Genomic DNA, 14,441 nt, shown 5'->3' with positions numbered 1-14,441 from the left:
CGTGATGTCGAATTGGGCACAGTCGGTGTCGAATTGGGCACAGTAGCGAGCGCCATGGGCTGCCATTCTGTCGGGGAATCGCTCACCTGACAGAAGGAAGGACTCTCCATGGCGCTCCCGATCACACCCGATTACGACAGCTGGCCAATTGACGAGACTCTCGTGAAGGTCGTTCACGAAGCACGCTATCTGAGCGTGACCTGGAGCGATGGCCGCGTCAGCCGTTTTCATAGTGTCTGGTTGCGCGAGAACGCCGCGGACGATACCACCGTCAATCCGGCGACGCGCGAACGCATCCTGGACCTCTCCCAGATTCCCGCCTGGCCGGAAATCGCCGAGGCCAGCATCGATGAGGACGGCGCACTCAGCGTGCTGTTCACGCCCGAAGACCGCCGCCTGCGCTTCCACCCGGGCTTCCTGCGCGCCAATGACTATGACAACCAGGACGCGCTGCCGCCGGAACTGCCGCCGCTGACGCTCTGGCACGGTGAGCAGCTGGAACAGCCGCCGACCATCGATGCCGCCCGCCTGGCCGAGGCCGACCATGGCAGCGCGCAGGAGGCGGAAATTCTGTATCCCACCCTGCACGAACTGCTCGGCAAGGGGCTGGTGCGCCTGCGCAACCTGCCGACGGAAGAAGGCGCCATCGAAAAGGTCGCCGAACGCATCGGCTCGATCCGCACCACCAACTTCGGCCACCTCTTCAATGTCCGCGCGATCCAGAACCCGGATTCCAACGCCTATACCTCCATCGCCTTGCCGCCGCATGTGGACCTGCCGACCCGGGAATATCAGCCGGGCCTGCAGTGCCTCTACTGTCTCGAGAACACCGTGGAAGGCGGCATGGCGGTGATGATGGACGGCTTCGCCATCGCGGCGGCGCTGAAGGAAGAACACCCCGAGGCCTACGAGACACTCACCACGGTGCACTGGCGCTACGCCAATACCTCGCGCAATACCGATCATGTCTGGTATTCGCCGATGATCGTGCTGGGTCAGGCAGGAGAACTGCTGGAGGTGCGGATCGCCAACTTCCTGCGCGGGCCGATGATGGCACCGTTCGAGCAGACCGAGACCGCCTATGAGGCACTGATGACGCTGCAGCGCATGTTGCGTGAGCCGCGCTTCGCCATGCGTTTCACCTATGCCCCCGGCGACATGGTCATCTTCGACAATCGCCGCCTGCTGCACGCCCGCGATGCCTTCGAGGGCGACAGCGGCAGCCGCTGGTTGCAGGGCTGCTACCTGGAACGTGACGAGGTGCGCTCGCGCTATCGCATGCTCAAGCGTGCCGAACGCGCCGAGCGGGTCGAGGAAGCCACCCAGGCGGTGTGATTCGGCACGGCATGCCTCTGCTCGCGCATTGGCTCACACATAAGCTCACGCCGATGGCCGGCATGAGAATGAGAACGTGCGGGGGAATCAGGGCGTGCGTGGCGTGATGACGAGCGTGAAGCCGGGGTCCTGCGGGATCAGGGGCGGCAGACAACGCACCTCATGACCAGGCAACTGGCGGGCAAGACATCGGGTCAGCGTCGCAGGTTCAAAGGCGCTGACCCATGCCGGCCTATCAGGCTTCTCGCCCCGCCAGTGGACGGCATGCATGCCCCATTCCGGCTCCAGCATGTGACGTGACAGGGTCTGCCAGGCCAGTTGATGACGACCGCTGCCCGACACGATGCGCGTGGACAATGGCAGACGCTCGACATCAAAGGCATCGATCACGATTCGCAGGCGTGGATGACGAAGAATCGCCTCGACGAGTCTCGCGAGTTGCTCGCCCTGCTGCCAGTTGGCACTGATGCGACAGCTGATCGCCACGCAGGGTGCGGGCGTTTCTGCCAGCACATCGAGAATGTCGCCGTGCACCACCTCGTCAAGCTGAGGCCAGTGCCGCCGCGCTTCCTCCACCATGTACTGCGAATACTCCACGAATCGCACGTCATGTTGGCGTGACAGAATCGCGGCGACCTCGGCAAAGCCTGCCATCAGGACTGGCTGCCCCTGATCATCGGGCAACAGGCGCGCCAGGCGCCGGGCAATGCGCTCTAGTGGATAGCCCTCACGATAGATGGCGTTCCAGTCGACGCTGCCTGAATAGAGATCCTCATCGCGTGAGACTGCCAAGGTGTCACCTGCAAGCGTGGCCATGAAAGGGTCGCCATCGTAACAGAGGTCGGCTCTGGCATTGCACGCCGGTCAAGCATGCCATGTTGTTTGCGGCTGGCCGTGTATGTCACTTCCGATGACTTCCGATGACCCCGGCCTCAATGTTGATGCCCTGCATCATGTGATGAGTGAGGATGATCCTCAGCCCGGCCACTGTTCTTCGGCTCATGGTTCTCTTTCGGCTCATGGCTGCCCTTCCGCTCATGGCTGTCTTGTAAATCAGCAGGCCCATCAGCTTCCTTGGCGTGATGTGGTTGGCGGGTGTCATCGTCATGATGCGATGACGATGATTGTGCAGTCTCCCCTCCGCCATGTTGATGACCATCACTTGCTGCCACAAGAGCCGTATAACGCGCAGCACTCATGCCCGGTAGCTCTTGCATGAAAGCGACCATCTGCCAGATATATTCATCCTGCATGCTCTTGCCCCATGCCGGCATTCCGCTGGCTTTTATCCCATGCTTGATGACCCAGAAGTGCTCTTCAGGCTCACCAGGCATATCCGAAGTCACAAAATTCGGTGGACTGGGGTAAAGCCCCTTGCTGAGCTCTGTCTCTTGCATGCCTGGCGCGAGATGGCAGGAGGCACACATCGATGCATAATTGCCGGCCCCCGCCACTTTCATGGCTTCATCATCGAGGGGTGGCGCGGCGATATCACTCGCGTGGCTCTCGATCGAACGTTCACGCGCCGTTTCAAGAATTCCATAGACCCATGCCCCATGCGGATCATCTGCCGCGACACTGACGACGCCGGAGTAAATGACTCCGGCCCCTGCTGCCAGAAGCACCATGAATGCCAGACACATCCCCAACAATAATTTCTTCATGTCGCCCCCCTTTAGACGGCAAGAATAGTCAATGACAAGGCTGTCAACCAAAGCGAAAAAAGGCCGACGAATGCCGGCCATCAACACGATCCAGAGTGACGCCTTATTTACAACACAACACAAAATCAATGGATAATTTTCAAATATCGCTCAGCAATTTACATTAAACCTATCATTGATCATCTTTCGCCATAACCATCTCTTATTCAAAAGCAACATTTAGAGAATAGCTACGTCCATTTTCGTCAGCCGAACCACTTATTGAATTGCCTGCGACCTCCAATTGGTAATAGCCTTCTTGGACATCCTGCTCCAGTGAAAAATGCCCATTATCATCAGAGGCTGTCGCGACGACATTTCCTTGTGGGTCTCGTAGCACAGCAGTCATCAGGTTGTTCTTACTCGAATCAGCTGCAAAATGTCGACTGCTGATCTTTAGAACTGCATCATGTTCAACGGCTATTTGGAAACGCAATGGCTTTCCAGCCACAAGTCCATATGTCTCTGAAACTCCAGCCGAAAGAGTCGGAAGACGGCTATGCTCATCATTGGCCTGCGTCACAGCGGTAAAAAAAGTCATGGTAGCAGCAAGTAACAGCGTTGATGTTTTCATGAAAATCATCTCTTTATGGGTTCACTTATCATGATGGCAACACAACCTGAAAACATCCTGAAAATGGGATAGATTATCATCACATTGTACAAACCATAAGACATAGTCTCCCAATCAAAAGGCCATTCTGCATATTCATGTAAAACATGATCACGCAACTACACCACCGCTATTCAATTGAAAAATGTCACTGCCATCCTGACTCCTCTAGAACATCATACGCACACCGACCACGACAGCCGTATCCTCCACATCCTCACCTTCTTCACGCTGCATATCGGCTGTTTCGCCATACTCTCTCTGCCAGTACATGCCGACATAAGGCGCTACCCGCCGAGTTATCTCATAGCGTGCACGCAAGCCGATTCGTACTGAATTGAGGCCCGTCCCAATCCCTTGCTGCCTGGACTCATTGGCAGCGAAGACCATTTCACTGCGTGGCTGTAGATACCAGCGCTGGGTCAGGCGCACATCATGTTCAAGCTCCAGGCTGGCAGTCACGATACCTTCCTCTCGGTACTGCACTGCGGCATCCGTCTCGATCCGGTAGGGGGCGGTCCCCTGAAAGCCGAAGACCCCATATACGCCTTCATCATGATCATCGTTGAACACACCACCCTGATAGCCAGCTCCAACCTGGAACTCCCAGAAATCGGCAACCAGGCGACTGTAGAGAAGCTCAAGGGATTCAAACTCGGCTTCTTCACCATCGCCTTGGACATTCTCCCCTTCTGACTTGAGATAGACGCGGTGGGTATCTCCGCCATACCAGGCCTGAAAATCCCACACCAGGGAGTCCTCTCCCTTGTCCGGAAGGCTATATTCCAGGCGATCGAAAACTGCGCTCCACTGGAGATGTTCGGCCATGGGCGATGGCCATGACGCCGGGGCATCATATCCATCCTGGGCAAATGCCTGGGAGGCACCAGCACTGGAGAATAGACATACCGTCACGCAGGCAAGACGAAATGAATGCTGACTGATTGACATGATGACTCCTCAGGAAACCTTTACGACACGGAACATACCTGCATCCATGTGGTACAGAAGATGACAATGGAAAGCCCAGCTACCTTCTGCATCGGCAGTGATCAACGCTGAGACGCGCTCACCGGGTTTGACATTCAAGGTGTGCTTGCGAGGGATCAGGTCACCGTGGCCATTCTCGAGCTCCATCCACATCCCATGTAAATGAATGGGATGCTCCATCATGGTGTCATTGATCAAGATGAGACGGAGGCGCTCATCTTTATGAAAATGAATAGGGCCATTGACTTCACTGAACTTCTTGCCATCGAAGGACCACATATAACGTTCCATATTGCCGGTCAGATGCAACTCCATCTCGCGCATGGGGCCACGTCTATCCGGCCATGGTGAATAGGCTTTGAGATCCTGATAGACCAGTACACGACGCAGCGATTGGTCCAGACCGATTCCCGCCTGGTCATAACGAGCCCCTTGCTGAGCAGCGCCTGCCATCAACATGCCGCCCTGGGCTGCATCGGCTTGCAGGCCAGTCATCTTCGAATGGTCCATGCCTGCCATCTGCGAATGATCCATACCTGCCATCTGCGAGTGGTCCATGCCCGCCATCTGCGAATGGTCCATGCCTGCCATCTGCGAATGGTCCATGCCTGCCATCTGCGAATGATCCATGCCTGCCATCTGCGAGTGCTCCATTCCAGCATGAGCGCCCATGGCCTCCATTCCGCGATCAGCGATCTGCCGTCGTTCAGGTACGGGCGCCTCCATTCCGGGGCGGGGTGCCAACGTGGCTCGCGCGTAGCCACTGCGGTCCATGGCTTCGGCGAAGATGGTGTACGCCTTGTCATCTTCCGGTGTCACCAGCACATCGTAGGCTTCCGCCACGGCAATACGGAACTCATCCACTTCTACCGGTTGCACTGGCTGACCATCTGCCGCTACCACGGTCATCTTCAAGCCGGGAATACGTAAATCGAAGTAGCTCATTGCCGAGCCATTGACGACACGCAGACGCACTGTTTCTCCACGCTTGAATAGCGCGCTCCAGTTTTCTTCTGGTGAATGACCATTGAGAAGATACGTATAGGTACTGCCGGTGACATCGGCAATATCCCGTGAACTCATGCGCATTTCTGCCCACATGCTGCGCGACTCGATCGTGTCCACCCAACCACCCCGTCGTACATCCGCAAAGAAATCAGCGACGGTGCGCTCCTGGTAGTTGTAGTAGCCTTCCATGGTCTTGAGATTGCGAAATACGGACTTGGGGTCTTCGAATGTCCAGTCAGTCAGCAGCAGGACATGCTCACGATCATAGGTGAAGGCTTCGGAGGTTGCGGAGTCGATGATCAATGGCCCTGCGTGGCCTTCCTGCTCCTGGAGGCCTGAATGACTGTGATACCAGTAGGTGCCGCTCTGAGTGACAGGAAAACGGTAGGTAAAGGTTTCGCCCGGTGCGATTCCCGCGAAGCTGATACCCGGCACGCCGTCCATTTCCGGGGGAAGTATGATGCCATGCCAGTGGATGGAGGTTGGCTCATCGAGCAGGTTTGTCACCTTGATGACAGCATCCTGCCCCTCCTTCAAGCGCACCATGGGCCCGGGACTACTGCCATTGATGCTGATGGGACGAGCGAATTGCCCGGCAATGTCGATGTCTTCACGTCGAATGACAAGAGAGATCTCGGGCCCATGCTCAACCCCTAGGGAGTAACCTGATGTGCGCCCCCAGGGATTGGCCCAGGCGGGTGCCACGCCTGACACCATTGCGCCCAGCCCCAGGGCAGAACCTCCCTTGAGCAACTGACGACGTGATACAGAAAATTCAGACGGTTTTGGTGCCATGGCCGTTGCTGCTCCCGGGTCATGAATGAAGAGTCATGACATGGATGAAGCCACGGCAAGCTGAAACGAACCTGAATGGAGTGCCTATTTGCGTGTGGGCAGATGCACCTCGGCTCTCAATCCCCCTGCGGCTCCTGTTGAGTAGCTCACGCAACCAGCGTAATGCTTGACGAGATGGGCAAGAATGGAGAGCCCCAACCCGTAACCCGGGTGAGTTTCGTCCTGCCGCCACCCACGCTCGCCAAGATGGGCCAACTGTGCCTGCGGCACCCCCGGACCATCATCCTCGACGCAGAGCACGATCTGGTCACTCTCTATCGTCAATCGGCATTGCACCTGATTGACAGACCACTTGCCCGCATTATCCAGCAATATGCCGAGCATTTCGGTGAAATCCTGTGTCTCGACATTCACCCAGCTATCCGCATGCTCATTAGATACGCCCAGACACTCCAGCAAGAAGGTACGCTGCGGATAGATCCCCTGGAACATCTCGATCAAGCGCTGGGCCTCTTCAACCGGGCGTGTTGTCTGACCGGCGCGCGGGCCAGCAATGCGGGCTCGCCTGAGTTCTGTCTCCAGCTGGGAATGGATCGTTTCTACACGTTGCAGCATCTTGCCACGACGTACCTCATTGATCGGTCGCTTGCCACGCAGCACCTGTGTCAGCGCCGTCAGAGGTGTCTTGAGCGCATGGGACAGATTCGCCACAGACTCTCGTGAACGAGACAACCGACGATCAAACTCGTCCAGCAGGGTGTTGAGCTGTGATACCAGCGCATCAAGCTCGGAAGGGGCCTCAAGCACAATCCGCTTTCGGTGCCCGGACTGGAGTTCACTCAATTGATGGCGCAGGACACTCAACGGCTTGAGCCCCCGCCTTACCGCCAGCAGATTGAGTGATATCAGAATCCCCCACAACAGGATGGCGCTGGCGGCGATCCACCAATGGACTCGGGTCAAGCCCTGCTCCACTGGCGAGAAATTCTCGACAATCAGCAATTGCACCGCGTCCCCGCGGATATCGAAGACGTGCCGATAGACCAACAGTGGCTGTTGCTGAAACTGATGCATGAACAACGCATCCCCCTTGCCCTCAAGCAAAGGGAGCATCTGCGTCGGCAAGTCAGGCAACGAAGTACTGACCTTCTCCCCGACTCGCAACACATAGAAATGATGAAAGCTCAGAGACTCCTCACGAGCAGCCGCCATGAGCTGGGCAACAGGCCGCTCATCCTTCTTGAGCAAGGTGACGATATGCGATGCCTCATCCTTGAGACGCTCGCCAAGAAAGTCCTTCGCCAGCTCGTGGAGAAAGAAGCCATGCAGATACCAGGCAAACAGCACCACCGCGAGAGATGCTCCTCCCAGGCGGGTCAGCAGGCGAAAACGAAGGCTACGACGATCGATGTGAAACAAGCAGATACCCCTGTCCGCGACGGGTCTGTATCAAGTCCTTGCCCAGGCGGCGGCGAAGGCGAGCGATATAGACTTCTACCAGATTGGGCGCCGCGGCGTCCTGCTCCAGGGCATATAGCTGATCCAGCAACTGTGCCTTGGAGTGCACTCTGTCTGGATGATGCATGAGGTAGCGCAACAGGCGGAATTCGGTGGCCGTCAAGCTTGCCCACTGCTCTCCATCGCAGCACACACGCTGCGCCTCTTCATCCAGCTGGATTCCGCTCACCTGAAGATACCCATGACTTGCCCCTTGGCGACGCCGAAGGAGCGCGTGAAGACGTGCCAGCAACTCTGCTTCATGAAATGGCTTGGTAAGGTAATCATCTGCCCCGCTGCGCAAACCGACGACCTTGTCTTCCCACGTGTCACGGGCCGTGAGAATCAGTATTGGAATATCCACCTGACCTTGACGCCAGCGCTTGAGCAAATCCAACCCGGAGCCATCCGGTAGTCCCAGATCCAGAATGGCCAGCGCGTACTGCTCGGTTGCCATGAAGGCCTGCGCATCATTCAAGTTCGAGGAGACATCCAACCGATAACCATTGTCCTCAAGCAGCTCGGCCAGGCTTTCCGCCAGCAGGTCATCATCTTCAAGCAACAACAGCTTCATGCCAGCTTTCTCCTGATCCACAAAATACCCACTGAACACTGCGGCATATGGCAAAACCAACATGTCATGGTAAGCCTCACCACCCTATGGGGGAAAGCTGATCACTGGCTGAAAAGACAGCAATACACAATCTCACCACCACGCGAAGCCGCTCGAATCTCCCATGTGCTATTCAGCCACGCACGCTTGGCTGGATAGCGCCTCTTGGTCACGGTAGCCTTGCACGCCTGTCAGGCAGGTCATGCGTCATGTCGGCTGCCTGACCCCCTATCCATCTTTATTGGCTATCTCCACAGGATGCCCGCAATGCTCGCCAGTCCCGCCGATTTTCCCTACCTCGCAAACCTGCTTGATGGCCTCGCGCAGTATTTCCCACTCTCGTTGCCTATCGTCTGCGCGTTGCTGCTGCTTGCCCTGCTGACATCAGCCATGTCCGCTGCCGTCGGGGTTGGCGGCGGCACCCTGCTGATCATGTTCATGGCGCAGTTGATGCCTGCCGCTGCCCTGATTCCGGTGCATGGCATGGTGCAGCTGGGTTCCAACAGCGGGCGCATGGCGATGACGTGGCGCCATATCGACATGCGCCGTCTGCTGGCCTTTCTGCCCGGTGTGGCGCTGGGTGCGCTGGTCGCGGCCTGGGTGTTGATCCGCTTGCCTGAAGGGGTGCTGGAGCTTTCCATTGCGCTGTTCGTGCTGTTCACCTGCTGGGGGCCGGCACTGCCCAAGCGGGCTTTGAGCCGCACAGGCACCTTGATCGCCGGCGCCGTCACGACTTTCCTTTCAAGTCTGATCGGTGCCAGCGGCCCACTGGTCGCGAGCTTCATCAAGCAAGGCGGCGGCGAGCGTCACACCAAGGTGGCGACCTTCGCGGCCTGCATGGTCGCGCAACACCTGACCAAGGCGTTCATCTTCGGTATGGCCGGCTTCGTCTTCCAGGAGTGGTTGCCCCTGATCGTGTTGATGATCGGCGCGGGCCTGATCGGCACCCGCCTCGGACTGCGCTTTCTGGATCGCGTCTCCAACCGGCACTTCGATGGCCTGTTCAAATGGGCGCTGTCGTTGCTGGCGCTCAGGCTTGCCTGGCTGGGTAGCGCTTCTCTGATCAGTCATTGATCCGCCGGCCAGCCACGCCCTGATCCGCTTCTCACGCACGGCTCATCTGGCGGTCGCGCTGATGATCACAGCATGTGTCCCTGTCCTGTCGACAGGGATGCCCCGGGTGTCACACTGAGCTGGCTCTTTGCCTACCTCGCCCATCATGACGCGTCAGCATTACCTACCATCAAAAGCGCCCCGCTCAGGCATCAGGCTGAGCGGGGCGCCGCTTGTCATGCGTCAACTACAGATCAGAGAGATCAGAACGGGTACTGGCGGGGCTCGACCTGCAGGCTGACCCACTGGTCGGTGGTGAATTCCTCAAGCACCCAGTCGCCATTGAAGCGCCCAAGGCCGGAGTTCTTCTCACCACCGAAGGGTGCGCGAGGATCATCATTCACCGGCATGTCATTGACGTGCACCATGCCAGCCTCGACCTGGCGCGCGAAGCGCTCGCCGCGTGCGATATCCGTGGTGAAGACGGAAGCCGAAAGGCCATATTCGGTGCCATTGGCAAGCTCCAGCGCGTGCGCTTCGTCACGGGCCTTCTGGATGCCGACCAGCGGCCCGAAGATCTCGTTGCGGGCCAGACTCATGTCATTGGTGACCTCGGTGAACACATGCGGCGGCACCAGTTGATCCTGAGTCTCGCCCTCAAGCATCACCTGCGCGCCCTCGCCCTTGGCCGTCTCGATCATCTCGAGCAGTCCATCACGCTGCTTGGCATTGATGATCGGCCCGATGACAGTATCGTCCTGTGCGGGATCGCCGACCTTGAGTGAGCGGGCACGCGCCACGAAGCGATCGACGAAGGCATCATGGACCGACTCATCGACGATGATGCGGTTGATGGCCATGCAGATCTGCCCCTGATGGAGGAACTTGCCGACCAGAGCGGCGTCCACCGCCTGCTCGATATCCGCATCATCAAGCACCACGAAGGGACTGTTACCCCCCAGTTCCAGGGCAACGTGCTTGAGGTGATCACCACCGACGGCGCGCTTGCCGATGCCCTTGCCCACCTGGGTGGAACCGGTGAAGGAGATCAGCCGCGGCACTTCGTGATCCACGAAGGCATCGCCGATCTCGCTACCGGCACCGACCACCACGCTCAAGACGCCAGCAGGCAGGCCCGCCTCCTCGAACAATCTGGCCAGCAGCAGGCCACCCGTCAGCGGCGTGTCACTTGCCGGCTTGATGACGACGCTGTTGCCGAGCGCCAGTGCCGGCGCCAGGGATCGCTGGGTCAGATGCAGCGGGAAATTCCACGGGCTGATGATACCGATGACACCCAGCGGCTTGCGGAAGACACGGCTCTCCTTGCCAGGCACCTGAGCCTCCATCGTCATTCCGGCCACGCGGTTGGCCATCGCGGCAGATTCCATGGTGATCGCGCGGGCCGCGGCCAGCTCCGCCTGGGCCTTGATGCGGGTACTGCCTGACTCACGAATCAACCAGCCGAGTAACTCCTCGTGTCGCTCGTCCATCAGCTCCACCACCCTGTGCATCACGCCAGCGCGCTCACTTGCCGGTGTCATGGCCCAGTCAGGCTGGACATCGCGCGCCTTGCGATAGCTGGCGTCGAGATCCTCGGCATTGGCCATGGAAATCGATAGCAACGAGCTTTGATCGAAGGGGTCCATCACCTCAAGCGTCTTGCCGGCGCGTCCGGCACGCCATTCTCCAGCGAGAGGTAGCTGCTCCAGGTTCTGGTAATCGCGAGGCATGAGTCTCTCCGTGCTGTGGGTATACAAGAGACATGGCGATAGTGTGGCAAAACCCAACCATTGCAACTCAGCTATGCCAGAATGGCACCGCTAGCTGAGAACCACTCCCTGCCCGAACCGAATGAGAGTCAAAGGATGAGCCCTGAAGACCTGCAGAAACTGACGACCCGCCAGATGCCCTATGGCAAGTACGCCGGACGCCTGATTGCCGACCTGCCTGGGGATTATCTGGGCTGGTTTGCGCGCAAGGGGTTTCCGCAGGGCGAGATCGGTCGCCTGCTCGCGCTGATGCACGAGATTGATCACAACGGGTTGAATGCACTGCTGGAGCCGCTGCGGCGGCGCTGAGGGACTGAGGCGCTGAGGGAGTGAAATACATAAGAGCTGCACAAGCCGCAGCGTCGCTGACATACCAGCGAGCGGGAATCACGACAGGCGGCCGCTGGCCTCAAGTTGATCGAACATGTCGTACAGCGTCGTCTCGAGGGGCCGGTAGATCAGGCCCAGCTGCTCGCGGCTGCGGGTATTGTCGAAGACGAAGGGATGGCCCACGTTGCGCGCGACGACCTTGCGGGTCACGGCCTTGTTGGCCAGCGGACCCGCCAGCCACACCAGCCATTTGGGCAGCTGGCGAATGGGAATCGCATACTGCGGGCCGGCGTGACGGTGCAAGGCCCGCCCCAGCTCAATGAAGCTTGAGGAATGCCCGGCGACCAGATGACGCCCATTGGCCGTAGGCAGAAATCCCGCCGCCAGATGTGCCTCGGCCACATCACGTACATCCACCACGCCCATGCCGTAATCCGGCGCGCCTATCCTGAGCGTGCCATCACATAGCTGCGTCATCAGGCTGAAGGATTCACCGTGCGTGTCATCGCTGATCGCGGGGCCAAGCACCAGCGAGGGATTGATCACCACTAGCCGCCAGCGCGACTGCTGCTCGGCAATCTGCCAGGCGACCTGTTCCGCCAGCGTCTTGGAATGGGAATAGGCCTGATATGTCAGCGATGCTGTAGTGTTCCAGACACTCTCGTCGAAACAGCCGCGCGGGGTGTCTTGCGCATCGGCATTGTCGCTGTAGATGGCGGCACAGCTGCTGGTCAGCACCACCCGTCCGACACTGGCCTGACGATTGGCCTCTTCCAGCACGTTGCGCGTGCCCTCCACTGCCGGACGCACCAGGTCGCGCTCGGGGTCCAGGACACTGACCACGAAGGGCGAGGCAGTATGAAAGACTACCCCACAGCCTGCCATCGCCTGAGCGTAGGAGCCCTGTTCGAGCAGATCACTGGCGAAGACACGCAGCTCCCCCGGCAAGCGCTCGGCCAGCGCCATGAGCGCCGCCAGACGTTCGCTATTGCCGGGATCGCGCACGGCGGCATGCACCGTCAGGCCCGCTTCCAGCAAGTGACGAACCAGCTGCCCCGCCACATAGCCGGTTGCGCCGGTCACCAGTACCGGGCGCGATCGCTCCAGCCCTGCCAACAAGGCTTGCGTAGACGCATTGAGCGGCATGGACGGACTCCCGGAATGCAGTAATTGGCGATCTGACGGCACAGTGTGCGCGGCAATGGCGTCAGGCAGACAGCTTGACGAACCAGGTCCACAGGCCGCCCAGAATCAGCGACTCGGCGGCGAAGCGGAACAGATGGCGCATCTCGATGCCATCCAGCATCAGCCCCATCAGACGGGCTGTCATGATGCCGGCGATACCTGCCACCGCGAGCGTCACCAGCACCGGCAACACACCCAGGCCGATCGGCGGATACATCAGCAGATACCCCACCGCGATGACCCAGCCCCAACGAATGCGCCGCGAGATCGCCGCGCCGGTCTCCTTCGGTACGGTCTGCGGGGTGTCGTTCGGCCCCTTGAAGCGGTTGACCAGCTCCGGCACTGCCGCCAGCAGTACTCCTGCTGTCAGCACGAAGCCGCCCAGAATCTGCAATACCATCATCATCGTGCCATCTTCCCTTGTCCGGTAATCAATGGCGCACATGCTACCAATACTGCCGGGCAAATGCCTGACCGGAATGCACGCCTCGGCAAACATTCCCGCCTGGCCAAGGGCGTGAAGCTCGCCTTCCTCCCTTGCAGCCCCCCGGCATCGTCTCGTGCAGCTTCCCATCCGCGGCACGCTGATCTATCATCGCATCATCGTCATTTCGACAAGTCTCGACATATGGACAGTTTAAATGAATGACTCCGACAGCCTGCCCGACCCGCAGGCCACACTGGACACCTTCGCGGCGCTGTCCCAGGCCACGCGTCTGGATACGTTTCGGCTGCTGGTCCGCCATGAGCCGCAAGGACTCCCCGCCGGCGAGATCGCACGTCGTCTCGAGGTGCCGCACAACACGCTCTCGACCCATCTGGGCGTATTGAGCCGCGCGGGGCTGATCCACTCCCGGCGCGAAGGCCGTTCGCTGATCTACCGCGCCAACCTCGAGCACATGCTTGCCACCGTGCAGTTTCTGGTACGTGACTGCTGCGCGGGCTCCTCGGTGGTCTGCGACCCACTGCTGGCCTCGCTTACCGTGCCCGACTGCAGCGCCTCTTCCACTCCCTGTGCTTCCCAAGAGCCTGGCAATGATGACTGATTCCGCCCGTTCTTCCGGCAAGATCACGATGTATCACAACCCGGCCTGCGGTACGTCACGCAATGTGCTGGCCATGCTCAAGGCCTCCGGCGAGACACCGGAGGTGATCGAGTATCTGGTCACGCCGCCCACGCGCGAGACGCTGGAATCGCTGATTGTCGCCATGGGGGGCGGACCGCGCCCGCTTCTGCGCCGCAAGGGCACGCCCTATGACGAGCTCAACCTGGATGACCCGGCCTTGAGCGATGCCGAGCTGATCGACGCCATGATGGCCCACCCGATCCTGATCAATCGCCCCATCGTGGTGACCCCCACGGCCACGCGTCTGTGCCGCCCGTCGGAGGCGGTGCTGGAACTGCTGGACAACCCGGTCGCGCAATACACCAAGGAAGACGGCGACGTCGTCCACGCCCCCAGGACCTGAATCATGAACGCACACACTCCCGACACGTCTCACCTGCCGACAGGCGACACCATGACCAATGAACTCATGACCGATGAACT

Annotated in this window: 15 protein-coding genes; 5 read left to right on the top strand and 10 right to left on the bottom strand. The window is 59.2% G+C overall.

Annotated features, from left to right (window positions below; all coding sequences use genetic code 11):
- The first annotated feature begins 108 nt into the window (after positions 1 to 108).
- Positions 109 to 1,335, top strand: a complete 1,227-nt coding sequence (locus QQF40_RS11025) for a TauD/TfdA family dioxygenase (RefSeq protein ID WP_285461344.1) — start codon at positions 109 to 111, stop codon at positions 1,333 to 1,335.
- 87 nt (positions 1,336 to 1,422) lie between these two features.
- Here the strand turns inward: QQF40_RS11025 and QQF40_RS11020 are convergent, their stop codons facing one another.
- The 7 genes from QQF40_RS11020 to QQF40_RS10990 form a co-directional block, all read right to left on the bottom strand.
- Positions 1,423 to 2,151, bottom strand: coding sequence for a class I SAM-dependent methyltransferase (locus tag QQF40_RS11020; protein ID WP_285461343.1), 729 nt, complete (start codon positions 2,149 to 2,151; stop codon positions 1,423 to 1,425).
- A 116-nt stretch (positions 2,152 to 2,267) separates the two neighbouring features.
- Positions 2,268 to 2,999 carry a c-type cytochrome gene (locus QQF40_RS11015; protein ID WP_285461342.1) on the bottom strand — a complete coding sequence of 244 codons (732 nt, stop codon included), beginning with the start codon at positions 2,997 to 2,999 and terminating at the stop codon, positions 2,268 to 2,270.
- A 202-nt stretch (positions 3,000 to 3,201) separates the two neighbouring features.
- A complete protein-coding gene (locus QQF40_RS11010; protein ID WP_153635667.1) occupies positions 3,202 to 3,612 on the bottom strand; it encodes a hypothetical protein in 411 nt (136 codons plus the stop codon).
- A gap of 207 nt (positions 3,613 to 3,819) precedes the next feature.
- Positions 3,820 to 4,602, bottom strand: coding sequence for a copper resistance protein B (locus QQF40_RS11005; protein ID WP_084589316.1), 783 nt, complete (start codon positions 4,600 to 4,602; stop codon positions 3,820 to 3,822).
- Between the two features lie 9 nt (positions 4,603 to 4,611).
- A complete protein-coding gene (locus tag QQF40_RS11000) occupies positions 4,612 to 6,444 on the bottom strand; it encodes a copper resistance system multicopper oxidase (protein ID WP_285461341.1) in 1,833 nt (610 codons plus the stop codon).
- A gap of 84 nt (positions 6,445 to 6,528) precedes the next feature.
- Positions 6,529 to 7,863 carry an ATP-binding protein gene (locus tag QQF40_RS10995; protein WP_285461340.1) on the bottom strand — a complete coding sequence of 445 codons (1,335 nt, stop codon included), beginning with the start codon at positions 7,861 to 7,863 and terminating at the stop codon, positions 6,529 to 6,531.
- A complete protein-coding gene (locus QQF40_RS10990; RefSeq protein ID WP_131431957.1) occupies positions 7,841 to 8,515 on the bottom strand; it encodes a response regulator in 675 nt (224 codons plus the stop codon). Before QQF40_RS10990 ends, QQF40_RS10995 begins: the two co-directional genes overlap by 23 nt.
- A 306-nt stretch (positions 8,516 to 8,821) precedes the next feature.
- On the opposite strand from QQF40_RS10990, the gene QQF40_RS10985 reads away from it, so the two are divergent.
- Positions 8,822 to 9,628 carry a sulfite exporter TauE/SafE family protein gene (locus tag QQF40_RS10985; protein ID WP_285461339.1) on the top strand — a complete coding sequence of 269 codons (807 nt, stop codon included), beginning with the start codon at positions 8,822 to 8,824 and terminating at the stop codon, positions 9,626 to 9,628.
- Positions 9,629 to 9,870: 242 nt separating this feature from the next.
- Here QQF40_RS10985 and QQF40_RS10980 read toward each other — a convergent pair whose 3' ends face one another.
- Entirely contained in the window at positions 9,871 to 11,337 is a 1,467-nt protein-coding gene (locus tag QQF40_RS10980; protein ID WP_285461338.1) for an aldehyde dehydrogenase family protein, read from the bottom strand.
- A 135-nt stretch (positions 11,338 to 11,472) separates the two neighbouring features.
- Between QQF40_RS10980 and QQF40_RS10975 the strand changes: the two genes are divergently transcribed.
- Positions 11,473 to 11,685: a DUF3820 family protein gene (locus QQF40_RS10975; protein WP_052384432.1), complete on the top strand. Its 213-nt coding sequence runs from the start codon at positions 11,473 to 11,475 to the stop codon at positions 11,683 to 11,685.
- 78 nt (positions 11,686 to 11,763) lie between these two features.
- On the opposite strand, the gene QQF40_RS10970 is transcribed toward QQF40_RS10975, so the two are convergent.
- On the bottom strand, positions 11,764 to 12,852 hold the full coding sequence (locus QQF40_RS10970; RefSeq protein ID WP_285461337.1) for an NAD-dependent epimerase/dehydratase family protein: 1,089 nt from the start codon (positions 12,850 to 12,852) through the stop codon (positions 11,764 to 11,766).
- 61 nt (positions 12,853 to 12,913) lie between these two features.
- Positions 12,914 to 13,297 (bottom strand): hypothetical protein, encoded by a 384-nt coding sequence (locus QQF40_RS10965; protein ID WP_043332759.1) that lies wholly within the window; start codon positions 13,295 to 13,297, stop codon positions 12,914 to 12,916.
- Between the two features lie 235 nt (positions 13,298 to 13,532).
- On the opposite strand from QQF40_RS10965, the gene QQF40_RS10960 reads away from it, so the two are divergent.
- Positions 13,533 to 13,937, top strand: a complete 405-nt coding sequence (locus QQF40_RS10960; RefSeq protein ID WP_285461336.1) for an ArsR/SmtB family transcription factor — start codon at positions 13,533 to 13,535, stop codon at positions 13,935 to 13,937.
- Complete coding sequence (gene arsC / locus QQF40_RS10955; RefSeq protein WP_285461335.1) at positions 13,927 to 14,361, top strand: arsenate reductase (glutaredoxin); 435 nt, start codon at positions 13,927 to 13,929, stop codon at positions 14,359 to 14,361. Before QQF40_RS10960 ends, arsC begins: the two co-directional genes overlap by 11 nt.
- The last annotated feature ends 80 nt before the right edge of the window (positions 14,362 to 14,441 follow it).

Origin of the sequence: Cobetia sp. LC6, from assembly GCF_030264805.1 — a bacterium.
Taxonomy (GTDB): Bacteria; Pseudomonadota; Gammaproteobacteria; order Pseudomonadales; family Halomonadaceae; genus Cobetia.
Note: the sequence above shows the minus strand (reverse complement) of the source record. Positions and strands in the feature narration are given on the sequence as shown.